The 21,790-nt window shown below is 70.3% G+C and carries 20 protein-coding genes and 2 pseudogenes; 6 read left to right on the top strand and 16 right to left on the bottom strand.

The window, feature by feature from the left end:
• Positions 1-136: 136 nt before the first annotated feature.
• The 3 genes from AC07F0_RS18655 to AC07F0_RS18645 form a co-directional block, all read right to left on the bottom strand.
• A complete protein-coding gene (locus AC07F0_RS18655; protein ID WP_478980113.1) occupies positions 137-670 on the bottom strand; it encodes a cyclophilin-like fold protein in 534 nt (177 codons plus the stop codon).
• A 15-nt stretch (positions 671-685) separates the two neighbouring features.
• Positions 686-1,351, bottom strand: a complete 666-nt coding sequence (locus tag AC07F0_RS18650) for an SDR family NAD(P)-dependent oxidoreductase (protein ID WP_478980111.1) — start codon at positions 1,349-1,351, stop codon at positions 686-688.
• A gap of 82 nt (positions 1,352-1,433) precedes the next feature.
• Complete coding sequence (locus AC07F0_RS18645; RefSeq protein WP_478980109.1) at positions 1,434-2,450, bottom strand: zinc-dependent alcohol dehydrogenase family protein; 1,017 nt, start codon at positions 2,448-2,450, stop codon at positions 1,434-1,436.
• A 171-nt stretch (positions 2,451-2,621) separates the two neighbouring features.
• Between AC07F0_RS18645 and AC07F0_RS18640 the strand changes: the two genes are divergently transcribed.
• Positions 2,622-3,503 carry a helix-turn-helix domain-containing protein gene (locus AC07F0_RS18640; RefSeq protein WP_478980108.1) on the top strand — a complete coding sequence of 294 codons (882 nt, stop codon included), beginning with the start codon at positions 2,622-2,624 and terminating at the stop codon, positions 3,501-3,503.
• A 53-nt stretch (positions 3,504-3,556) separates the two neighbouring features.
• Here the strand turns inward: AC07F0_RS18640 and AC07F0_RS18635 are convergent, their stop codons facing one another.
• From AC07F0_RS18635 to AC07F0_RS18605, 7 genes are all read right to left on the bottom strand, one after another.
• Positions 3,557-4,294 carry an HAD family hydrolase gene (locus AC07F0_RS18635; protein WP_478980106.1) on the bottom strand — a complete coding sequence of 246 codons (738 nt, stop codon included), beginning with the start codon at positions 4,292-4,294 and terminating at the stop codon, positions 3,557-3,559.
• A complete protein-coding gene (locus AC07F0_RS18630) occupies positions 4,291-5,100 on the bottom strand; it encodes a DeoR/GlpR family DNA-binding transcription regulator (protein WP_478980104.1) in 810 nt (269 codons plus the stop codon). Before AC07F0_RS18630 ends, AC07F0_RS18635 begins: the two co-directional genes overlap by 4 nt.
• 164 nt (positions 5,101-5,264) lie before the next feature.
• Entirely contained in the window at positions 5,265-6,299 is a 1,035-nt protein-coding gene (locus AC07F0_RS18625) for a zinc-dependent alcohol dehydrogenase (RefSeq protein ID WP_478980102.1), read from the bottom strand.
• A 26-nt stretch (positions 6,300-6,325) separates the two neighbouring features.
• Positions 6,326-7,333, bottom strand: a complete 1,008-nt coding sequence (locus tag AC07F0_RS18620; RefSeq protein WP_478980100.1) for a zinc-dependent alcohol dehydrogenase family protein — start codon at positions 7,331-7,333, stop codon at positions 6,326-6,328.
• On the bottom strand, positions 7,330-8,220 hold the full coding sequence (locus tag AC07F0_RS18615) for a carbohydrate ABC transporter permease (protein WP_478980098.1): 891 nt from the start codon (positions 8,218-8,220) through the stop codon (positions 7,330-7,332). The genes AC07F0_RS18620 and AC07F0_RS18615 overlap by 4 nt, the downstream gene beginning before the upstream one ends.
• Positions 8,217-9,179, bottom strand: a complete 963-nt coding sequence (locus tag AC07F0_RS18610; RefSeq protein WP_478980096.1) for a carbohydrate ABC transporter permease — start codon at positions 9,177-9,179, stop codon at positions 8,217-8,219. Before AC07F0_RS18610 ends, AC07F0_RS18615 begins: the two co-directional genes overlap by 4 nt.
• A gap of 79 nt (positions 9,180-9,258) precedes the next feature.
• The gene (locus AC07F0_RS18605) at positions 9,259-10,611 is read right to left on the bottom strand and encodes an ABC transporter substrate-binding protein (RefSeq protein WP_478980094.1); all 1,353 of its coding nucleotides are present in this window, start codon (positions 10,609-10,611) and stop codon (positions 9,259-9,261) included.
• An 850-nt stretch (positions 10,612-11,461) separates the two neighbouring features.
• Here AC07F0_RS18605 and AC07F0_RS18600 point away from each other — a divergent pair.
• The 3 genes and pseudogenes from AC07F0_RS18600 to AC07F0_RS18590 form a co-directional block, all read left to right on the top strand.
• Positions 11,462-11,557, top strand: a pseudogene (locus tag AC07F0_RS18600) (hypothetical protein); the annotation flags it as partial.
• A gap of 84 nt (positions 11,558-11,641) precedes the next feature.
• Positions 11,642-11,863, top strand: a pseudogene (locus AC07F0_RS18595) (hypothetical protein); the annotation flags it as partial.
• A 38-nt stretch (positions 11,864-11,901) separates the two neighbouring features.
• A complete protein-coding gene (locus AC07F0_RS18590; RefSeq protein ID WP_478980461.1) occupies positions 11,902-12,075 on the top strand; it encodes a hypothetical protein in 174 nt (57 codons plus the stop codon).
• A 58-nt stretch (positions 12,076-12,133) separates the two neighbouring features.
• On the opposite strand, the gene AC07F0_RS18585 is transcribed toward AC07F0_RS18590, so the two are convergent.
• The 4 genes from AC07F0_RS18585 to AC07F0_RS18570 all read right to left on the bottom strand — a co-directional run bounded on the left by AC07F0_RS18585 (position 12,134) and on the right by AC07F0_RS18570 (position 18,878).
• Complete coding sequence (locus tag AC07F0_RS18585; RefSeq protein ID WP_478980092.1) at positions 12,134-13,651, bottom strand: FGGY-family carbohydrate kinase; 1,518 nt, start codon at positions 13,649-13,651, stop codon at positions 12,134-12,136.
• 511 nt (positions 13,652-14,162) lie between these two features.
• On the bottom strand, positions 14,163-15,491 hold the full coding sequence (locus AC07F0_RS18580; protein ID WP_478980090.1) for a class I SAM-dependent RNA methyltransferase: 1,329 nt from the start codon (positions 15,489-15,491) through the stop codon (positions 14,163-14,165).
• A 110-nt stretch (positions 15,492-15,601) separates the two neighbouring features.
• Positions 15,602-17,653 (bottom strand): APC family permease, encoded by a 2,052-nt coding sequence (locus AC07F0_RS18575; RefSeq protein WP_478980088.1) that lies wholly within the window; start codon positions 17,651-17,653, stop codon positions 15,602-15,604.
• 265 nt (positions 17,654-17,918) lie between these two features.
• Positions 17,919-18,878: a PfkB family carbohydrate kinase gene (locus tag AC07F0_RS18570; protein WP_478980086.1), complete on the bottom strand. Its 960-nt coding sequence runs from the start codon at positions 18,876-18,878 to the stop codon at positions 17,919-17,921.
• 246 nt (positions 18,879-19,124) lie between these two features.
• Between AC07F0_RS18570 and AC07F0_RS18565 the strand changes: the two genes are divergently transcribed.
• Both AC07F0_RS18565 and AC07F0_RS18560 read left to right on the top strand, forming a co-directional pair.
• On the top strand, positions 19,125-19,796 hold the full coding sequence (locus AC07F0_RS18565; RefSeq protein WP_478980084.1) for a potassium channel family protein: 672 nt from the start codon (positions 19,125-19,127) through the stop codon (positions 19,794-19,796).
• Complete coding sequence (locus AC07F0_RS18560; protein ID WP_365743412.1) at positions 19,796-20,473, top strand: potassium channel family protein; 678 nt, start codon at positions 19,796-19,798, stop codon at positions 20,471-20,473. Before AC07F0_RS18565 ends, AC07F0_RS18560 begins: the two co-directional genes overlap by 1 nt.
• A gap of 158 nt (positions 20,474-20,631) precedes the next feature.
• Here AC07F0_RS18560 and AC07F0_RS18555 read toward each other — a convergent pair whose 3' ends face one another.
• Both AC07F0_RS18555 and AC07F0_RS18550 read right to left on the bottom strand, forming a co-directional pair.
• Complete coding sequence (locus tag AC07F0_RS18555; protein WP_478980082.1) at positions 20,632-21,360, bottom strand: DUF3159 domain-containing protein; 729 nt, start codon at positions 21,358-21,360, stop codon at positions 20,632-20,634.
• 3 nt (positions 21,361-21,363) lie between these two features.
• Positions 21,364-21,762 (bottom strand): OB-fold nucleic acid binding domain-containing protein, encoded by a 399-nt coding sequence (locus AC07F0_RS18550; RefSeq protein ID WP_078602751.1) that lies wholly within the window; start codon positions 21,760-21,762, stop codon positions 21,364-21,366.
• Positions 21,763-21,790 lie beyond the last annotated feature (28 nt).

Raw genomic sequence — 21,790 nt, 5'->3', positions numbered from 1 at the left:
GATCATGGTGGCGGTTGAAGCCGTCGCGGCGGACAGTGGACGGCGCGGCCACGTCTTCGACGGTTCCATGCAGTGAACCGGACGAAAAGGGGAGGATCTCCTCCCCCCTTCGTGCACGGGCGAGCGGTGGGGCGGGTCAGGGCGCGGCTTCGATGGTGATCTCGTCGGCGGTGGCGAGCCGCTCGGCGCCGCCGTCGGCCATGTGCCCGAGTATGACCAGGCCGGTCGCGTACGGGGCGTCGCGGTAGTAGGTGGCGAGCTGGTTCCAGGGGGCGTAGTACGCCAGGTCGCCGACCTCGGGGTCGGCGCCTTCAGGGGCGCCGGAGGTGGAAAGTTTCCGGGGCAGATCGGCGACCTTCTCGGCCTGGTTGAGGTCGCTCAGGGAGAGGGTCAGGGGGAGCTGGGCCGCGAAGTCGCGGGCGGTGGGACTGTCGTTCAGGGTGGCGGCGATGTGGTGGCCGTCGAGCGTGAGCCGGATGTTCATCGCGGTTGTCCTGCCGGTCGGTGTGGTGGCTGCCGGGTCCGTCGAAGCCTTCGGCGACGCGGGCTCGGAGGCGGAGGCGGAGGCGGCGGAGGAGGGCGGGGAATCGTCGGTGCAGGCGGTCATGACCAGCAGCAGGGCGGCGGCCGGGACCACGCGGGTGAGAGCGCGAAAGGGGGCGGGGTTCACGGGGTCGTCCTGTGGCTAGTCGGGCAGAGGCTCGGAGTAGTGGCGGAAGCCGTCCCGCTTGGTGTGGATGTCGTACAGGCGCTGGGCCAGGACGTCGGGGCTGCTGTGCTCGGCGTCGGGCCGGATGGCTCCGGGGATGATCAGCTGCGCGGCGTGGATGTTCTCCGGGGCGAGCGTGTCGTGCAGCATGCGGGCGTAGGCGCTCTCGGCGGCGAAGGCGATCGAGGTGCCGGCGACCTTCGGGTTGGGACGTACGGCGCTGGAGCCGTTGACGAACAGCAGGGTGCCGCGGCCGAGTTCGCGCATGCCGGGCAGGACGGCGTTCACCGCGGTGACGGGGCCCTTGACGGAGAAGGCGAGCGGGGCGTCGAGGTCGTCGGCGCCGGTGTCGAGGACCGGCTTCATGAAGTGGGGCTGGGGCACGGGGCTGTACTGGAGGATCTCGACGGGCCCCAGGTCGGCCGCGGCTGTGTGCAGGGCCGCGGTCAGGGACTCGATGTCGAGGACATCGGCGGTGTAGCCGCGCGCCTGGACGCCGTCACGGGCGAGGTCGGCCGTCAGACCGTCCAGTTTCTCCGCGTCGCGGGCGATGAGGGCGACGGTGTGGCCGGCGGCTCCGAAGCGGCGGGCGGTGGCCAGCCCGAGACCGGGGCCGACGCCGACGAGGGCGAAGGTCGTCATGGTCAGTCCATATGTGGGGGGTGGTTGCCGGTCCTGTGGCCGCACCTCCTCGGTGCGGTCACAGGTGTGGGCGCGTCAGGGCTCAGGGGTTGAGCAGGGCCTTGACGGCGCGGCGCTCGTCCATCGCCCGGTAACCCTCGGCGACCTGGTCCAGGGGCAGGGTGAGGTCGAAGACCTTGCCCGGGTTGATGCGGCCGGTCAGCACGCGGTCGATCAGGTCGGGCAGGTAGCGGCGCACGGGGGCGGGTCCGCCGCGCAGGCCGACGTGGGAGAAGAACAGCTCCTCGCCGTCGATGGCCACCTCGTGCGGGACGCCGACGAAGCCGACGTTGCCGCCGGGGCGGGTGGAGTGCAGGGCCTGCCGCATCGAATCCGCGGTGCCGACGCACTCCAGCACACTGTCGGCGCCGATGCCGCCGGTGAGGTCCTTGACGCGGGCGATGCCTTCGTCGCCGCGTTCGGCCACGATGTCGGTGGCGCCGAACTCCAGGGCGAGCTTCTGGCGGGACGCGTGACGGGACATGGCGATGATCCGCTCCGCACCCAGTTCCTTCGCGGCGATGACACCGCACAGTCCGACCGCTCCGTCGCCGACCACGACGGACGTCGAGCCGGGCTTCACCTCGGCGGCGAGGGCGGCGTACCAGCCGGTGCCCATGACGTCGGACACGGCGAGCAGGCTGGGCACCATCTCGGCGTCCGGGTGCTCGTCCGTGGCGACCAGGGTGCCGTGGGCGTTGGGGATGCGCACGTAGTCGGCCTGGCAGGTGCTCATGAACTCGCGGTTCAGGCAGGAGGACTGCCAGCCGTTCAGGCAGTTCACGCAGGTGTTGTCCGAGGTGGCGAAGGAACCGACCACGAACTGGCCCGGCGCGACGTTCGCGACCTCGCTGCCCACGTCCTCGACGATGCCGACGTACTCGTGCCCCATCGGGTGCGGGTCGCCGACCGGCTCGAGACCGCGATACGGCCACAGGTCCGAGCCGCACACACAGGTGGCGACCGTACGGATCACCGCGTCGGTCGGCTCAATGATCTTCGGGTCGTCGAGGTTCTCGAAGCGCACGTCGCCGGGGGCGTGGATGACTGCTCCGCGCATGGGGTGCTTCCTTCAGTGCGGGGTCTGTGGACCGCAGCCGTGGTGAGGAATGCGACTGCTCACGGTCGAGCCTCACACCCGAGGACAGGCGCGAAAAGCGGAGAGAAGTATCCCGGGAGGGAAACATCATGGGAGGAAATCCTCCCCCCTTACGCAGGTGCGATCGGTGTCATGCTGGGAAGCATGACCGCCAACGTTCCCCTCAATGAGCTGGGAGAATTCCTCAAGAAGCGCCGCTCGGAGCTGAGCCCCCACACGGTCGGTCTGCCCGAGACCGACAGGCCCCGCCGGGTGGAGGGGCTGCGCCGCGAGGAGGTCGCCCAGCTGGCCAATATCAGCACCGACTACTACACCCGGCTGGAACAGGGCCGCATGCAGGCGTCGGCACCCGTGCTGGACGTCCTCGCCCGGGTGCTCCACCTGGACGACGACGAGCGCGGCTACCTCTTCCAACTCGCCGGAAAGACCACCACCCGCACCCGGCGCCGCGGCCGGCAGAAGGTCCAACCACAGTTGCAGCGGGTCCTGGACGACCTCACCGCCACCCCCGCCATCGTGCAGGGCCGGCGCGGGGACATCCTGGCCTGGAACGCGCTGGCCGCCGCCCTGGTCACCGACTTCTCCCGCCTCGCGGAAAAGCACCGCAACTACCCGCGGATCATCTTCACGGACCCCGCCATGCGCACCCTGTACGCCGACTGGGAGACCTCCGCGCACATCGCCGTCGCCCAACTGCGCATGGAGGCCGCGAAGTACCCCGAAGACCCGCGCCTGATCGAGCTGGTCGGTGAACTGTCCCTGCGCGACAAGCAGTTCGCCCGCTGGTGGGGCGATCACCACGTCGCCGCCCGCACCGTGGGCACGAAGACCCTCAACCATCCGGTCGTCGGCGAACTCGTCCTGGAGTGGGACACCCTCACCGCCAACACCGACCCCGACCAGCACCTCACCGTCTGGACAGCCGCCCCCGGCTCCCCCACCCACGAACGGCTGCGCATCCTGGCCTCCTGGGCCGCCGACCAGAACCTGCCGGCCTCCTCCCCCCTCAGCTGAACCGCGACGGGCCGCCGCCATGAAGGCGGCCGTACGCCCGTGGACCACCACGGTCACATCACGAGCCGCTGCACGTCCATCAGGCCGCGCTCTCCCGTGCGGTGTTCCGCCGGCAGGATGTAGGTGCGCAGACCGCAGGCGGCCGCGCCGCCGTCGCGGACCGGGTTGTCACCGACCATCAGGGTGGCGCGGGGGTCCGCGCCGAGGCCGGCGCAGGCTTTGAGGAACAGCTGTGGGTCGGGCTTTTCGCGGCCCTGCTCGTAGGAGATCACGCAGGTGTCGATCAAGGCGTCCAGCCCGTGGTGGGCGAGGTGGGTGCGCAGGTCCCAGGCGAAGTCGCTGACGATGCCGACGCGCATTCCGCGCTGGTGCAGGGCACGCAGGACCGGTTCGGTGTCGGGATAGGGAACCCAGGCGTCCGGAGCGGTGAGTTCCCGGTAGGCCGCCTCCTCCGCGCCGCGCAGGAAGTCCACCTGCTCCCACCATCCCCACATGGCGCGGCGGTGCCGTTCGGAAGAGAGATCACGGCCTTCCTGGAGGGCTACGACGGAGGGCAGCCGGAAGGCGGCGCGCAACTGCTCGGAGATCTCGGCCACCGCGCCGGGCTCGTCCAGCACAGCAAGGCGGCCGGCGGCGGAGCCGACCCGACGCAGCCACGTCTCCAGGTCGATCATCTGGAAGATGGTGTTGCTGAAGTCGAACAGGACGGCCTGGACCGGGGGCACCGGCGCTGCCATCTCAGCGTCGCTGGGGCGGTAGGCGCTCGGAGTTTCGAACAGGGTGCGGGTCACAGGGAAGGCTCTTCGGGTTCGACCGTCTCGACGGGGACTCCGAGGTCGCGTATCGCCGCGAGTTCCGCGTCGGGCGTGCCGGTGTCGGTGATGACGGTGTGGTAGTCGGCCACGGACCCGTACGCGTACGTGGCGGTCTTGCCGAACTTCGAGTGGTCCACCAGGAGCAGCGCCTGATCGGCGGAGGCAAGCATCGCCAGCTTCACCTCGACGTAGTCGTTCAGGGGGTGGAAGAGGCGTCCTTCCAGGACGGCGGTGGCGGACATCAGGGCGAGATCGGCCCGGATTTGGGACAGGGCGCGGGTGACGGTGGGGCCGGTGCAGGAGTTGAAGTCGCCGCGGTAGTGGCCGCCCAGCAGGGTGACGTTCACCGCGGGGGCGGCGGATCCGAGGCGCTGTGCGAGGCCGACCGAGTTGGTGACGACGTGCAGCTGATCCACCTCGGCCAGCGCCGGGACCAGGGGGAACAGCGTGGTCGAGTCCTCCATGAGCACGGTGCTGCCCGGTCCGATCCGGTCGCCGACGGCCGCGCAGAGCGCGTTCTTGGCCGCGAGGGCGCTGTTCTCGCGAAAGCGGGTGGCCGTCTCCATCGTGAGGGCGGGGAACGCGACGGCCCGCCCGCGCTCCTTGCGCAGCAGATGCCGCCCGGCGAGGTCGTCCAGGTCCCGGTGCATCGTCATCAGGCTGACGTCGAAGCGCCGGGCGAGTTCGTCGATGCGGGTCTCGCCATGGTCGGCGACGTACCGCAGCACGGCCTGGCGCCGCTCCTCGACGGCCGCCTGTGACAGTCGCGTACGGGCGGTCACGGCGCCCCTCCTTCCCGGTCGCTCCGGTATCGCAGTTTCCCACATGGGCCCGTGCGGGCCGGGGCCCGTCCGGCTCGCGGCCCTCGGGCCACCCGTGCGGCGGCTGCTCCGTACGACGTGCGTGTCTGTGTCCATATCCGCATCCCTGCCTGCGTGGCCGTGCACTACGGGCCGTCCACCGTGACCAGGACCTTGACCTGCTCGGGGTCGACTGACGCGGCGAACGCCTTGGCGGCGTCCTTGAGCGGGTAGGTGGCGGTGACGATCTCGGCGGTGTCGATGGCACCGGACGAGATCAGGGACATCGCGGTGCGGTAGTCGTCGCCGGTGTACATCAGCGTGCCCTCGATGCGGATCTCCCGGTCCTGGACCAGGTCGAGGCGGACCGGGGTGGTGCCGGCGGCGCCGACGCCGACGACGATGATCGTGCCGCCCTTGGTGACCAGGTCGGTGGCCTGGGCGATGGACTGTTCGCGCGCCACGCAGTCGAAGACCACGTCGGCCGGTCCGCCGAGCGCCGCGTGGGCCTGGTCGGCGAGGTCGGTGGCGTCGGCGGGCAGGGCCGTGTCGGCTCCGAGACGCAGGGCGCGGTCCCGCTTGCCCGGCAGCAGGTCGGTGACGGCGATCCTCGCGGCGCCCGCGTGCCGGGCGGCGGCGAGGACGAGCAGACCAATCGGCCCGGCTCCGAGCACGACGACCGTGCGTCCGGTGAGGTCACCTGCCTTCGCCACGGCGTGCACCGGCGTGGCCATGGGTTCGACGAGGGCGGCCTCGATGTCGGTCATACCGTCGGGAACGCGGTGGACGCGGTCGGCCGCGATGGTGAACAGGTCGGCCATGGCGCCGGGCGTCTGGCAGCCGAACACCTTCAGCTCCTGGCAGATGTTGTAGCGGCCGGAGCGGCACTGGGGGCATCGGCCGCAGTACAGGTTGGGCTCGATGATCACCCGGTCTCCGGGCGTGAAGTCCTCGGCTCCTTTCCCTGCCGCGGCGACTACACCTACCGCCTCGTGGCCGGGGCGGTAGGGCAGGTCGATGAAGGGGTGGTGGCCGGCCGCCGCATGGGTGTCGGAGCCGCACACGCCGACGACGGTGGTACGCACCAGGAGTTCGTCGTCTCCGGGTACGGGGGCGGGCACCTCCTCGAGGGTGACGTCGTCGAGGGAGCGGACGAGAACGCGGCGGATCTGCTCGGTCATGTGGGGGTTCCGTTCGGTTCGGGCGTTCACGCGGTGGCGAGGCCGGGCTGGATCTGGATCTTGCGGCCGATGCCTGCCTGGAAGCGGGCGACGGCGTCCGGGAACGCCGCCAGCGGGAGGCGGTCAGTGATGAAGACGCGCGGGTCGATGACACCGGTGGCGAAGAGGTCCGCGGCGCGTTCGAAGCTGTGCAGGACGGCCATCGAACCGGTGATCGTGATCTCCTGGTTGTAGATCCTGTACGGCTCGATGGTGGCCCGGGTGGCGTAGTCGGCGACCCCGAACTGCAGGTACGTGCCCCCTTTGCCCACCCGGCCGAGGGCGTCCTGGATGGCTTTCGCGTTGCCGGTGGCGTCGACGACCAGATCCCAGCCGTAGGGCGGCCGGTCGAGCTCATCGGCGGACGCGGCAGCGGCGGAGCAGCCCAACTGCCAGGCCGTGGCCAGGCGTTCGGCGTTGATGTCGACGACGTCGACGCTCGCGGCGCCGGTGGCCTTGGCGAGCTGGAGCATCATCAGGCCCATGGTTCCGGCGCCGTAGACGAGCACGCGGGAGGCGAGCCGGCTGCGCAGGACGTCGTAGCCGCGCACCGCGCAGGACAGCGGCTCGATCAGCGCCGCGTCCTGGGCGTCCACGTGGTCGGGCAGTCGTACGCAGTTGGCGGCGGGCGCCACGGCGTACTCGGCGGCGGCGCCCGGGTGGGTGACGCCGATGGCGGCCCAGCGTTCGCAGAGGTTGTTGTGGCCGAGGCGGCAGTAGTGGCACGCGAAGCAGTACAGCGACGGGTCCACGGCGACCTGATCGCCGAGCGCGAGTTCGGTGACCTCGCTGCCGCGGCCCACGACCTCCCCGGCGAACTCGTGGCCGGGGATGACGGGCAGTTTCGGGGCGAACTCCCCCTGGAGGATGTGCAGATCCGTACCGCACAGCCCGGTGGCCGCGACCTCGACGACGACCTCGCGCGGGCCCGGAGCGGGATCATCGACCGTGGCGATCTCGATACTGCCGGGCTGGGTGATGACGGCCGCCCTCACTTCACCGCTCCCAGGGACAGGCCGCGGACCAGCTTGTCCTGGGCGGCGAACCCGGCGATGAGGACCGGCAGCGACACCAGCGTGGCCGCCGCGCACAGCCGGGCCAGGAACAGGCCCTCGTTGGTGATGAAGCCGACCAGGAAGACCGGCGCGGTGGACGCCTTCGTCGCGGTGAGGTTCACGGCGAACATGAACTCGTTCCAGCTGAAGATGAAGCAGATCAGCGAGGTGGCGGCGAGTCCGGGCATGGCGACGGGTGCGACGACCCGCCACAGGACGGTGAGCAGGCCCGCGCCGTCGACCTCGGCCGCTTCCAGGATCTCCCTGGGGACCTCGGCGAGGAAGGAGCGCATCATCCATACCGCGATCGGCAGGTTCATGGCGGTGTAGAGGATGACCAGCGTCCACACGTTGTCCAGCATCCCGGCGTCCTTGACGATCAGGTACACCGGCAGCAGGGCGGCGATGGCCGGGAGGAACTTGGTGGACAGGAAGAAGAACATCACGTCGGTCCACTTCTCGACCGGCTTGATGGACAGGGCGTAGGCCGCCGGTACCGCCAGGGCGAGGACCAGGATCGTGGAAAGGATGCTGGCCATGGCCGAGTTGAGGAGGAAGGGGGTGATGTCCCGGCTGAAGAGGAGTTTGTACTGGTCGAAGGTGACGGGGGCGAAGGGGGTAGGCGGATTGGTGGCCGCGTCGGCCTCCTGGTGGAAGGAGGTGAGGACCATCCAGGCCACCGGCGCGAAGAACGCCAGGGTGGCGAGCCAGGCGACGAAGGTCCACAGGGGAGAGAGCCGGGGCTCACCGCCCCGGTCCTCCCTGCGGCGGAAGAGCTTTGTGAACTTCGCCCCGGGCGCGGCGACTGCTGCGTGAGCGGTGGTCATCGGGATACCTCCTCGCGGAACAGCGACGCGATGGTGCGCAGCGCGAAGGTCGCGATCACGAACGCGCCGAGGACGACGACGACACCGGCGGCGGCTGCCTCGCCGTACTCGTACTTGCGGAACATGGTCAGGTAGATCTCGTAGGGCAGGTTGGTGGTCTGGGAACCGGGGCCGCCCTGGGTGATGGTGAAGACCGCGTCGAAGGTCTGCACGACGTAGATCGTGCCGAGCAGGACGCCCAGCTCGATGTACTGGCGCAGGTGCGGCAGCGTGATGTGGCGGAAGGTCTGCAGCGCGGAGGCGCCGTCCATGCGGGCCGCCTCCAGGACGTCACCGGGCTGCGCCTGAAGGCCGGCCAGGAGGATCAGCATCATGAACGGGGTCCACTGCCAGACCAGCGACACCACGACGGCGGGCATCGGGTAGGAGGAGATCCAGTCGACCGAGGGGCCGTTGTCCGCGCCGAACAACCGGTAGACGGCGTTGAGGGTGCCGTTGAGCAGTCCGTAGTCGGGGTTGTAGATGGCGTGCTTCCACAGCAGCGCTGCCGCGACCGGCATGACCAGGAACGGGGCGATGAGCAGCGTGCGCGCCAGCCCGCGGCCGGCGAAGCGGCGGTCGAGGAGCATCGCCAGACCGAGTCCGAGGATCACACTGATGATCACCACCGACGCGGTGAGCACGACGGTGTTGAGCACGGCCGTGCGCAGCCGCTCGTCGGTGAAGACGAACGAGAAGTTGGACAGACCGACGAAGTGCCGGTCGCCCGGCTTGAGGATGTTCCACTGGAACGTGGAGATGATCAACGTGGCCACGAAAGGCAGCTGCGTGACGACAATGGTGAAAATCAGCGCGGGCAGCAGCGGGATGCGGCGCTTCCACCTGGCCGCCGCGCCCGAGGACTTCCGGGGACGGACGGGCGGGGGTGCTGTCTTGGGGGGTGCGGTGAGCGTGGTCATGAATGGTTCCTCTGCCGGTGAAGGCCGGGGGCGGGGAAGCGGCGCCCGGCCGACGCCGAGGCCGGCCGGGCACTGAAGGTCACTTCTGGTAGTTCTTGGCGACTTCCTCGGCCAGCTTCTGGCCGTCGTTGAGCGCCTTGTCCACGCTGGTCTTGCCGGCGATGGCGGCGGAGATCTCCTGGGTCACCTTGGTGCCCAGGTCCTGGAACTCGGGGATGGCCACGTACTGGATGCCCACGGTCGGCCTCGGCTGGACACCGGGGTTGGCCGGGTCGGCCTGCTCGATGGACTTCAGGGTGATGTCACCGAACGAACCGGCGGCCTTCTTGTACTGCGGGATGTCGTAGGTGCTGGCCCGCTTGCCGGCCGGGACGCGCGCCCAGCCGAGCTTCTCGCCGACGAGGTTCTCGTACTTCTTGCTGGAGGCCCACAGCATGAACTTCGAGGCGGCGTCGGCGTTCTTCGTGGTCTTGGGCATGGCCCACGACCAGGCCCACAGCCAGCCGCTGCTGTCCGTCTTGACGGTCGGTGCGTAGGCGTAGCCGACGTTGCCGGCGATCTTGCTGGAGGCGGGGTCCTCCAGCGACCCGGCCGCGCTGGTCGCGTCGTACCACATGGCGACCTTCTTCTGGCTCAGCGCGTTCAGGCACTCGGTGAACCCGGCCTGCGGGGCGCCGGCCTCACCGTGCTTGCGGACCAGGTCGACGTAGAACTTCGTGGCCTCCTTGAAGCCGCCGGTGTTGACCTGCGCCTTCCAGTCCTTGGTGAACCAGGTGCCGCCAAAGGTGTTGACCATGGACGTCAGCGGCGCACCCAGCTCGCCCCAGCCGGCCAGGCCGCGCAGGCAGATGCCCTTCATGCCGGGCTCGGCGCCGTCGACCTTGGCCGCGATGTCGGCGATCTGCTGCCAGGTCGGCCGTTCGGGCACCGTGATGCCCTTCGCCTTCATGACGTCCTTGTTGTACATGAGCATGGAGGACTCGCCGTAGAACGGCAGGGCGTAGAGCTTGCCGTCCGAGCCGGTGAGCGACTGGACCATCGGCTTGAGCAGGTCGGCCTTGTCGAAGCCCTTGTCCTTGTCGGCGTACGAGCCCAGGTCGTGCAGCCAGCCGTTCTTCTCCCAGATGGGCACCTCGTAGGCGCCGATGGTGGCGACGTCGTACTGGCCGGCCTGGGTGGCGATGTCCTGGGTGACCTTGTCGCGCAGTTCGTTCTCGGGGAGGACCGTGAAGTTGACCTTGATCCCGGTGTCCTTGGTGAAGTTGTCCTTGGTCAGCTTCGCGATGTCCTCCATCTGCGGGTTGCCGACCATCAGGACGTTGATGCTCTTCCCTCCACCCGAGGCCCCGCCGGCTCCGGCTCCGGAACAGGCTGTGGCGAGCAGGGCGGTGGCGGCGGCGCCGGCTATGAGGGCGTATCTGGTCGATGCCATGTGACGGGGGGAACCTCTCGTGCGGGTTCGCCGGGACCTCGACTGAGGCGCGGCGGGTCGAGCAGGGGTGTGGATGCGTCCTTGGGGAGTCGGGCGCGTTTCGATGGCCGAATTATTAGCAGGAGACTGCGCCGTTGTTAACACATCTTGCGAGAAATTCTCTTCAGACTTATCGTCAAGCGGTCTCTGAGGGGCTACGGGAGTCCACCGAACAGCCCAGCCCTAGCCCTCGAACGTGCCGCCGCCTCCCGAGGAACCCAGATGAGCGCCAGACCGGAACCCGCAGACCAGCCTGTCGTCGTCGCCGGAGACGCGCTGGTGGACCTCACCCCCGCCCGCACGGCCGATGGTGCCGCGGCCCTTCCAGCCGCGCCCGGGCGGCCCCTGCCCTCAACGTCGCCGCCGGCCTCGGCCGACTCCGAGTCCTCACGGCACTGCTCGCGCGCATCTCCGACGACCACTTCGGCATGTCCTGCGCGCGCACCTCGCGGCATCCGGCACCCGGCTCACCCATACCCTGCCTGCATCCGACCCCACCACTCTCGCCGCCGTGCATCTGCGTGAGGGCGGGTTGGCCGCCTACTCCTTCCACGCGAACGGCACCGCCGACCGCGGCCTGCGCCGTGAACACCTCGCCGCTCTCCCGGACGGCGGCACGCTGCCCGCGGGGACGGCCCTGCACCTCAGGTCGCTGGGTCTGCTGCTCGAACCCCTGGCCTCCACGCTCGACGGACCGATTCGGGGAGGCGGGCCGGCGGCTGGTGTCCCTCGACCCGAACGTGCGGCCGGGCCTGGTCACCGACCGCGCCGCCCATCTCCGGCGGTTCGCCGAGCGGGTGGCGCTCGCCGACGTGGCCGCGGCACGCCGTTCTCCGGGCTGCTGTACGCCGGTCTCGCGATCACCTCCCGCGGCGTGCGCGTGATCGAGTTCAACGCCCGCTTCGGCGGGACGCGGGCTCGGCGGGAGCGGCAGGCCCGCTGGGAGAGGGCGTGCCCGTGACCGCCGGCTGCTGCGGTTGCCGGGGGCGCAGTGCAGCGCGGTGACGTCGGGGTCGTGGGACAGGGAGTGGCACAGGTAAAGGCGAGCGACGAGGACCTGGCCTGGCTCCACCCCGGTGAGTCGTACGAGGCGGTGGCCGAACGCTGGCTCGCGTCCGGGGCAGGACTCGTCCTGATCACGTTCGGCTCCCGGGGTGCCTGGGCCGCCGGCCGCGACGCCCGCGTCCATGTGCCGGCCCCGGCGGTCCGGGTCGTCGACACGGTCGAGCGGGCGACGCCTTCACCACCGGAGTGCTCGCCCATCTGCACCGCACCGGCCGACTCAGCCGCGAAGGCGTCGACAGCCTCGGTGCAGGCGGGCTTGCCCGGCTGCTGTCGTACGCCGTGGAGATCGCCGCCGACACCTGCACCCGCGCCGATGCCCAGCCGCCGTACCGCTACGACGGCGTGACGACCCCCGTGTAGCGGCAGTGGCCATGCCTGGATGCCCGTCGCTCCCTCATGTCACCGGCTCGCCCGGCGCTCACTCCGGAGCCTCGCGCGCGTCCAGGCGAGCCCAGACCGGTCCGAGAGCCTCCAACGCCTCTCGGTACACCGCATACGCCTCGTCGAGTACGGCGACCCGGTCGGGGCGGGGTTCGTAGCGCCTGAGTACGTGGGGAGTGGCGCGCGGGTCCGTCACGTCGTCGAGCAGTCCGACGGCTGTGGCGGCGAGCAGCGCCGCTCCCCGGGCAGCACTCTCCTGCACGTCGGTCACCACGACCGGCCGCCGTAGGGCGTCGGCGAACATCTGGCTCCATACCGCACTGTGTGCGGCCCCGCCGGTCAGCCGGGCCGCAGCCCCGGTGATCGGCAGCTTCGAGCGGAGCGCGTCGACATGCCAGCGGTGGTTGAGGACCACGCCTTCCATCAGGGCCCGCAGCAGGTGGCCGCGGCCGTGCCAGCCGCGCAGTCCGAGGAACGTCCCGGACGCGGGATGCGGGTGCGGGGAGCCGTAGACGAACGGGTGGAACAGCACCTCCGACGGACCGTCCAGGCATGCCTCGACCTCGCGGCCGATCGCCTCATGGACGCCATACCGCTGGTCGGTCGGTGCACCGGTGACCCGCAGGAACCATTCCAGGTTCGCCACCGACGCGGGTGAGGTGGACATGATCATCCACTGGCCCGGGCGGACGAAGTGACGGACCTGCCAGCGCGGATCGACGACCGGGCGCTCGCTGACGACCTGGTTGATGCTGAACGACCCGGCGATCAGGCACAGTTCGCCCGGCGCCGTGCCGCCGATCCCGAGCGCGGCGGCATCGACGTCATGGGCGCCCGTGACAACGGGCGTGCCGACGGTGAGCCCGGTGAGCGCCGCGGCCTCACGGGTGACGGTTCCGCTCACCGCGTCGCAGGGCAGCACGGGCGGCAGCAGGCGGGCGAGCGCGCCGAGGCCGTACAGGTCGAGCAGCTCTGGCGAGTATCCGCCGCGGCGCATGTCGGTGAACGAGGCACTGGCGTCCGTCGGATCGGTGGCCACCGCGCCCGTCAGTCTCAGGCGCAGCCAGTCCTTGCAGGACAGAAGCCACCGGGCCTGCCGAAGCACTCCCGCCTCGTGGCGGGCGAGCCAGGCCAGCAGGGCGGCCGGGGAACCAGCGAACGGCACCGTGCCCGACATCTCCAGGGCGCGCGACCAGACCGGAGTGCCCCGCCACTCCACCAGCATTGGTTGGGCGCGCGTGTCCATCGCCACGATCCCGGCGCGCACCGGCCGGGCGAACTCGTCGACGGCGTACAGGCCGTCGCCGTGCCCGGCCAGTCCCACCGCGGCGACGGCTCGCCCCGCGTCCGGTCCCACCTCGGCGAGACAGGCGGCGATGGCCTGGAACGCGGTCCGCCACACCTCGTCCATATCCCTCTCCACCCAATAAGGTCGAGGGGTCTTCAGGGGCACTGTGCCGCTGCCGCGCGCCACCGCTCGGCCGGTGGCGTCGAACAACACGGCCTTGGTCACGGTATGGCCCGCGTCGACACCGAGCACCAGTTCACGTGCCACAGCTCACACCCGCCCCAGGCCGCAGGCAGTGTCCATAGCGGCGCACCGGCCGGTCGCCACGAGTCCGGCGACGAGCCGCGCCGAACGCAGCATCCCGGTCGCGCCGGAGCCCTTTGGCTGCCGCTCGGTCAACGCCGCGCCCCGGTCCGAAACGGGCCGCACACTCTGCCACGGCGTCGACGTACCCGGCGGGGACCATCGACCACCGATGACCGGAACGCACACCGGGGTCTCCTCCCGTGCCGAAGCCACCATCCACCGGGCCGATCGTCCCACGTAGCCGGTCGACGCGCCCTGACCGTCATCTGTCCGGCACCGTCGGAACAAGCGTCAAACGAGCGTCGAAGACAGCGCCCCTCAGCCCCGGTGAACCAGCACTTCTCGCCCGCCGCTCCCACGCACTCGCAGGTCGGGCGGGCGTTACCCGCCTGACGAGCCCTTGACGTCATGCACCTGCAGAAACATGTCGTCACGATCCGTTCGCAACTTGCGACATCAGCAAAGCAGCAGGTCAGACACCCTTTGCTGCGGGCTCAAGAATGGCCACGCACTCCACGTGCGACGTCATCGGAAACAGATCGAACGCCCGCAACGTCCGCACCCGGTACCCCCCATCCCGGAAGTACCCCAGATCCCGCGCCAACGCAGCCGGATCGCAAGCCACATACGCGATCCGCCGTGCCCCCAGCGACGCCAGATGCTCCACCGTCTTCCGCCCCGCCCCGGCCCGCGGCGGATCCAGGACGATCAGGTCGACCTCCGTGATCCCCGTGCGCGGCAGCACGCTCTCGACCTTGCCCTGCTCGATGCGCACACGGTCGAACTCGGCGAGGTTGTGCCGCGCGTCCTCCACCGCCCGCTTGCCGGACTCGATGCCGAGGACCGCTCCCTGCTCGCCGACCCGGTCGGCGAGGGCGCCCGCGAAGAGGCCGACGCCGCAGTACAGGTCGAGGGCCATGTCGCCCTTGCGGGGCAGCAGGCCCTGCATGACGGCCGTCACCAGGGTGTCCGCCGCCTGCGGGTGGACCTGCCAGAAGCCGCCGTTGCCGACGCGGTAGGTCCGGCCGTCCGCGCGCTCGCGGACGAAGGGGCGGCCGTGGACGCGGTGGACGCCGCCGGAGCGCTCGTCCACGCGCAGGACCGACACCGGGCGGTCGAGCTCCACCAGCGGGAGGCGCGCGCCCGGCTTCGGCGTGAGGATCACCTGGCGGTCCTGCGACCCCGTCGCCGCGATCGCCTCGACGGAGTCCATCCCGGTCCACACCCGCTTCTCGATGCCCAGCTCGCTGACCCCCTCCGCGGCGATCATGCAGTGGTCGATCGGCTCCACCTCGTGGGAGCGGTGCCGGCGCAGGCCCGCGCGGCCGTCGGCCGTGACCGCGTACTGGACGCGCGTACGCCAGGACGGGACCTGGCCCGCGGGCACCTTGTCGCCCTCGGCGGGCATCACCGTGCCGTCCCAGCCGGCCTCCTCCGGGGTGAGACCGGCAAGGTGCTGGAGCTGCTCGGCGATGACATCGGCCTTCAGGCGCCGCTGCGCGCCCGGCTTGGCGTGCTGCCAGTCGCAGCCGCCGCAGCGGCCGGGGCCGGCGAACGGGCAGGGCACGTCGATCCGGTCCTTGGAGGCCTCCAGCACCTCCACCGCGTCCGCGCGCAGGAACCGGGCGCCCTGTTCGCCCTCCGTCACCCGCGCCACGACCCGCTCACCGGGCAGGGTGTGCCGGACGAACAGCACCTGGCCCTCGGCCGTACGGGCGATGCAGTGGCCGCCGTGGGCGACGGGGCCGATCTCGACCTCGTACTCCTCCCCCACCAGCGACTTCCTCGGTTCTGCCTGCATGGTGGGGTGACTCCAAAACGCGTGAGGGGCAAGGGCCGAACGGAAACGGCCGGACAACAGCCCACCAGTCTACGTGGGTGCCGCCCGGCCGCTTCACACGAGCCGTCATCTCACGACTTGTTCTCGCTGGACTCCTTCGACCGCACCTGTGCGGGCCCTCGCCGCACCGAACCCGGCGCGTTCCACTCCGCCTGCCTGCGGGCCCGCCGCTTGGCCGCCTCCGAGGACTGCAGCTGGTACGGCACCGAGGTCACCATGATCCCCGGCGTGAACAGCAGCCGGCCCTTCAGCCGCAGGGCGCTCTGGTTGTGCAGCAGGTGCTCGTACCAATGGCCGACGACGTACTCGGGGATGATCACGGACACCGCGTCCCGCGGCGACTCCTTGCGCAGTCCCTTGACGTACTCGATGATCGGCCGCGTGATCTCGCGGTAGGGCGAGTCCAGGACCTTCAGCGGTACGTCGATGCCGCGCCGCTCCCATTCCTCGCGCAGCGCCTTGGTCTCCGCCGGGTCGACGTTGACGCTCAGGGCCTCCAGGCTGTCCGAGCGCATCAGCTTGGCGTAGGCCAGGGCGCGCAGCGTCGGGCGGTGGATCTTGGAGATCAGGACGACGGAGTGGATGCGGGACGGCCGTACGATGTCGTCGCTCGGGCCCTCGGGGGCGGCGATCTCCTCGGCGACGCGGTCGTAGTGCCTACGGATGGCCGTCATCGTCGCGTAGAAGATCACCATGCCGAGCAGGGCGACCCACGCGCCGTGCGTGAACTTGGTGACCAGGACGACCACCAGCACGAGACCGGTGAAGAAGGCGCCGAAGGCGTTGATGGCGCGCGAGCGGATCATGTGGCGGCGCTGGGCCTGGTCCTGCTCGGTGGCCAGGAGGCGGTTCCAGTGCCGGACCATGCCGGTCTGGCTGAGGGTGAAGGACACGAACACGCCGACGATGTACAGCTGGATCAGACGGGTGGAGTCGGCGCCGTAGATCCCCACCAGCAAGGCGGCGGCGCCCGCGAGGAGCACGATGCCGTTGGAGAAGGCGAGGCGGTCGCCGCGGGTGTGCAGCTGGCGCGGCAGGTAGCGGTCCTGGGCGAGGATCGAGCCGAGCAGCGGGAAGCCGTTGTAGGCGGTGTTCGCGGCGAGGAACAGCACCAGCGCGGTGGCGGCGGCCAGCACGATGAACAGGAGGCTGCCCTTGCCGAAGACGGCTTCGGCGACCTGGGAGATCACCGGGTTCTGGACGTAGTCCGGGCCGAGCGGGACGCCGTTGTGGACGAGGTCGTGGGCCGGATTTTCGGCCATGCGGACGTCGGTCGCGGCGGCCAGGGCGATGATGCCGCAGAACATGGTGACGGCCAGCAGGCCCATCATGGCGAGGGTGGTCGCGGCGTTCTTCGACTTGGGCTTGCGGAAGGCCGGGACGCCGTTGGAGATCGCCTCGACGCCGGTGAGCGCGGCGCAGCCGGAGGAGAAGGCGCGCAGGAGCAGGAAGACCAGGGCGAAGCCGGCCAGGCCCTGGTGCTCGGGTTTGATGACGTAGTCCGCCGTCGGTGCGCGCATGGTGTCGTCCAGGACCAGTCCGCGGAAGGCACCCCAGGCGATCATGGTGAAGACGCCCGCGACGAAGACGTACGTCGGGATGGCGAACAGCGAGCCGGACTCCTTCACCCCGCGGAGGTTCATCAGCGTCAGCAGCACGATCACGCCGATCGCGCAGAGCACCTTGTGTTCGACCACGAACGGAATCGCGGAGCCCAGGTTCTCGATGCCGGAGGAGATCGACACCGCGACGGTGAGGACGTAGTCGACGAGCAGCGCGCTCGCGACCGTCAGGCCGGCCCGGGGGCCGAGGTTGGTGTTCGCCACCTCGTAGTCGCCGCCACCGCTGGGGTAGGCGTGCACGTTCTGCCGGTACGACGCCACCACGGTGAACATCAGCACCACGACCGCGACCGCGATCCACGGGCTGAAGTGGTACGCCGTCACACCTGCGATCGACAGGACCAGCAGCACCTCCCCCGGCGCGTATGCGACGGAGGACAGCGGGTCGGAGGCGAAGACGGGTAGTGCGATGCGCTTCGGCAGGAGCGTTTCCCCCAGCCGGTCACTGCGCAGTGCGCGCCCGATCAGGATCCGTTTGGGCACGTCGGTCAGTTTGGACACAACAGTGGATCGTAAGCGTTCGATTGCGGGCTCGCCCACCCGCCACCCCCCATCGGCGTTCCGTCTGCTCTCCGAGTGAATTCAGAGGCTGCTGCGGCTGCGGATTCGGCAGGTCACCCGGATCCCATGCCTATATGACTAAGCCCCGTCCGTCTCCCGGCCGTTGCCGCCCCTGGAGGTCCCATGCACGCGACCGCAGAACTGATCGGCGCCGCGGCCACACTCTGCGTCCTCGGAATCCTCACCGCGGCGAGCGTGCGGAGCATCAGCCGCCGCAAGGACGTGTCGCCGGACACTCCCTAGGGGTCGAGCCCCGCCCCCGCTCAAGTTCCGCCACCCCGGCGAGCAGTTCCTCCCGCCCGATGCTGTCCGTGCGGGTCGACGGAGCCGTGCAGGCGTATGCCCCGGCCACTGCGCCGTGCAGGGCGCAGTGGTGGGGCGGGGCGCCCTGCAGCCAGGCGTGGAGGAACGCGGCGGCGAAGGCGTCACCCGCGCCGTTGGAGTCGACGACCGGTGCCGGGGGCGGGGCGGCGGGTACGTGGGTCAGCTCGCCGTCGGCCAGCAGGTACGCGCCCTGCGCGCCGGCGGTGGCGACGACGGTCCGGGCCCGGCCCCGCTCCGTGATCCGCCGCATGGTCCGCTCCGGGTCGGCCAGTGCCGCGCAGGAGAGGAAGACCAGGTCGGCCTGGTGGGCGAAGGTCTCGTGGTAGGGGTCGGAGCCGTCCCAGTCGTGCAGGTCGGTCGAGATCGTGATGCCCGCCTCGCGCAGGACCGGCAGCGCATGGGCACACGGCTGGGTGATGACGACATGGGCGTGCCGGCTGGCCGCGGCCAGCTCCCGCAGCGTGGCCTCGGGCAGCCGGTCCGTCTCAGCCGAGCGGGTGGCGTCGTACAGCGACAGCCGCCGGCCGTCGGGTCCGACGAGATTGACCGCACGCTTGGTGCCGAGCGGCTGCGGGACGGCGGTGAGCGCGATGCCGCGGTCGCGGTGCAGGGCGCGGACCAGGTCGCCCTCGGGGTCGTCGCCCAGCATGTCGATGTGGTGCGTGCGCAGCCCCAGCGCACTCGCGGCCAGCGCGACGAAGTCCCCGCTCTGCCCCGCGCGCGTCACGATCCCGGGCCGGATCATGTGGCTGTCGGCGAACGGCACGGGCAGCTCGGGCACGTGCACGATCGTGTCCACGCCCGCGCCGCCCAGGACGAGGATGTCGATCTCGCTGCTCATGTCGGATTCCTCCCCCACCGAGGCCCGGCAGGGCCCTCGGCAACCCCCTCGACTTTGCCGATACGTTGGAGTCGGGCAGTCGAACGCGGCACCGGCCCCGGAAGGCATCATGGCGTGATTCCACCGGCATGATGTTGCCTGGCGGCCAGCACTCAGGCCGCGACTGGTGCCTGGCGAGCCGAAAGAGAGACATGAGCAGGACATTGTTGACGGTCAGAGGGCCCGTAGGAAGCACGGTGTGACGCGATGCATATTGTGATCATGGGTTGCGGAAGGGTGGGCTCCGCCCTGGCCCAGAACCTGGAGCAACAGGGCCACACGGTCGCCGTGGTCGACCAGGACCCCACCGCCTTCCGCCGCCTGGGCTCCTCCTTCGGCGGCCGCCGGGTCACCGGGGTCGGCTTCGACCAGGACACCCTGCGCGAGGCGGGCATCGAGGAGGCCGGCGCCTTCGCCGCGGTCTCCAGCGGCGACAACTCCAACATCATCGCCGCACGGGTGGCCCGGGAGATGTTCGGCATCGAGAACGTCGCCGCCCGCATCTACGACCCCCGCCGCGCCGAGGTCTACCAGCGCCTGGGCATCCCCACCGTCGCGACCGTCCGCTGGACGGCCGACCAGATGCTGCGCCGCCTGCTCCCCTCGGGCGCCGAACCGCTGTGGCGCGACCCCACTGGCGGCGTCCAGCTCGCCGAGGTGCACACCTCCCCCGCCTGGGTCGGCCACAAGATCAGCCGGATCCAGGAGGAGACCGGGGTGCGCGTGGCGTTCCTGACCCGGCTCGGCGAGGCGGTCCTGCCCACCTCGCTGACGGTGTTGCAGGAGGGCGATCTGGTGCACGTGATGATGCGCACCGACGAGGTCGACACGGTCGAGGCGGCGTTCGCCAAGGGTCCCGAAGAGGAGGGCGGTCACTGATGAGGGTCGCCATTGCCGGTGCCGGCGCGGTCGGCCGCTCGATCGCGGGCGAGCTGCTGGAGAACGGCCACGAGGTCCTGCTGATCGACAAGGCGCCGACCGCCATCTCGGTCGAACGCGTCCCGCAGGCCGAGTGGCTGCTGGCCGACGCCTGCGAGATCACGTCCCTGGACGAGGCGGCGCTCCAGCGCTGCAACGTCGTCATCGCCGCGACAGGCGACGACAAGGTGAACCTGGTCGTCTCACTCCTGGCCAAGACGGAGTACGGCGTTCCGCGGGTGGTCGCCCGGGTGAACAACCCGAAGAACGAGTGGCTGTTCAACGAGTCCTGGGGCGTGGACGTCGCCGTCTCCACGCCGCGTCTGATGTCGGCGCTGGTCGAGGAGGCGGTGAGCGTGGGCGACCTGGTCCGCCTGCTCCGCTTCAGCCACGGCGACGCCAACCTGGTCGAGCTGACCCTGCCGGAGGAGTCGGCGCTGGCCGGCACTCAGGTCGGGGACGTCGAGTGGCCCGAGGACACGTCCCTGGTCACGATCATCCGCGGCACGCGCGTCCTGACGCCCTCCCGGGAGGACTCCCTGGAGGCGGGCGACGAACTTCTCTTCGTGGCCGCGCAGGCCCGTGAGGAGCAGCTGGAGGACCTGCTGTCGGTACGCCGGGACAGCGCGGCCGGCTGAGCGGGTTCCTGCGGGGAGCAAGCGGAAGGGGCGTCCCGGGTGTCCGGGACGCCCCTTTCTCTCGCTTCGCCTTGGGGCCGCCCGCGTCGGGCGGCGGGTGGGCACACGCTCCGGAAGTCTGGGCGGGGCCCCAGCGGGTCCGGCACAGACGCCGGGCGCTACTCGGCCGGCCGGGCGGCAGCCCTCCGCTCCCGCTCCTCCGCGGCCTTCTCCTCCGCCTCCATCTCCGCGAACACGTCGATCGGCGCGGGCGCCTTCGCCAGGAAGACCCACGTCAGCCACACGGCGAGCAGGAACGGCGGGATCTTCAGGGCGACCAGGACCCAGCCCAGCTGTGTGGTGTCGGCCCACCAGTACAGCGGGAAGAGGATCGCGCACTTGGCGAGCAGGATCGCGCCCCACGCGTAACTGGCCTTCGCGTACGCCTTCTTGCGGCCGGGGTTCCGCGTGCGCCAGGAGAGGTTCTCCTTGAAGACCGGGCCGAGGATCAGTCCGATCAGCGGGACACCGCACAGCGTGGTGATGATGTAGGCGAGTCCCAGACCCAGCGTGTAGAGCATGCCGGGCAGGTAGAAGTCCTTGGCGTTGCCGGTCATCATCGCGAAGACGACACCGAAGGCCACGCCGAAGACACCGCTGAAGGCGTGCTTGACGGTGTCCTTCATCACCAGCCGGACCACGACCAGCACCAGCGACACGGCCAGCGCCGCGATCGCCGACAGGTGCAGGTCCTTGTTGATCGTGTAGATGGTGACGAACAGCAGGCCGGGCACCACCGTCTCGACCATGCCCCGCACGCCGCCGAAGGCTTCGAACAGGGCGGCCTCGGTCACCGCCCGGGCGTCGTCCGCAGATGTCTCTTCGGTCGGCTTGTCGAGCGACGTCACCGGCTACTCCCGTCCGAGGGGTCTCAGTTCGTACTTGGGGTTGAACAGCACCCGGCGGCCCCGGCTCATCGAGATCCGGCCCGATGCGATCAGCTTGCGCCCCGGTTCTATGCCCACGATGGAGCGCCTGCCGAGCCACACCACGTCCAGCGCGGCGGAGCCGTCGAACAGCTCGGCCTCCAGGGCCGGGACGCCGGCGCGCGGCCGCAGGGTGACCGTGCGCAAGGTACCAGTAACCGTCACTATCTGCCGGTCCTGGCAGTCTCCGATCCTGATACAGCCCGTGGTCTCGGTGTCCTCGCGCAGCTCCTCGGACTCCAGGTCCTCCTGTGACGAGGAGAGCCGGTCGAGCATGCGCCGGAACCGGCCCGCAGGCTTCTGCGAACGAGGAACAGCACTCATATCTAGAGCGTACCGGGGGCTGCTGACA

This window comes from Streptomyces sp. NPDC045955, from assembly GCF_056430805.1.
The sequence above is the reverse complement of the archived record's forward strand: the minus strand, read 5'-3'. Positions and strand labels throughout refer to the sequence as shown.

What these genes read in the sequence shown, in the direction of transcription:
- AC07F0_RS18580 (WP_478980090.1), bottom strand. Translation starts at nt 15,491, where the DNA reads ATGCAGGCAGAACCGAGGAAGTCGCTGGTGGGGGAGGAGTACGAGGTC.
- AC07F0_RS18610 (WP_478980096.1), bottom strand. Translation starts at nt 9,179, where the DNA reads ATGACCACGCTCACCGCACCCCCCAAGACAGCACCCCCGCCCGTCCGT.
- AC07F0_RS18605 (WP_478980094.1), bottom strand. Translation starts at nt 10,611, where the DNA reads ATGGCATCGACCAGATACGCCCTCATAGCCGGCGCCGCCGCCACCGCC.
- AC07F0_RS18565 (WP_478980084.1), top strand. Translation starts at nt 19,125, where the DNA reads ATGCATATTGTGATCATGGGTTGCGGAAGGGTGGGCTCCGCCCTGGCC.
- AC07F0_RS18650 (WP_478980111.1), bottom strand. Translation starts at nt 1,351, where the DNA reads ATGACGACCTTCGCCCTCGTCGGCGTCGGCCCCGGTCTCGGGCTGGCC.
- AC07F0_RS18645 (WP_478980109.1), bottom strand. Translation starts at nt 2,450, where the DNA reads ATGCGCGGAGCAGTCATCCACGCCCCCGGCGACGTGCGCTTCGAGAAC.
- AC07F0_RS18560 (WP_365743412.1), top strand. Translation starts at nt 19,796, where the DNA reads ATGAGGGTCGCCATTGCCGGTGCCGGCGCGGTCGGCCGCTCGATCGCG.
- AC07F0_RS18625 (WP_478980102.1), bottom strand. Translation starts at nt 6,299, where the DNA reads ATGACCGAGCAGATCCGCCGCGTTCTCGTCCGCTCCCTCGACGACGTC.
- AC07F0_RS18570 (WP_478980086.1), bottom strand. Translation starts at nt 18,878, where the DNA reads ATGAGCAGCGAGATCGACATCCTCGTCCTGGGCGGCGCGGGCGTGGAC.
- AC07F0_RS18615 (WP_478980098.1), bottom strand. Translation starts at nt 8,220, where the DNA reads ATGACCACCGCTCACGCAGCAGTCGCCGCGCCCGGGGCGAAGTTCACA.
- AC07F0_RS18550 (WP_078602751.1), bottom strand. Translation starts at nt 21,762, where the DNA reads ATGAGTGCTGTTCCTCGTTCGCAGAAGCCTGCGGGCCGGTTCCGGCGC.
- AC07F0_RS18640 (WP_478980108.1), top strand. Translation starts at nt 2,622, where the DNA reads ATGCTGGGAAGCATGACCGCCAACGTTCCCCTCAATGAGCTGGGAGAA.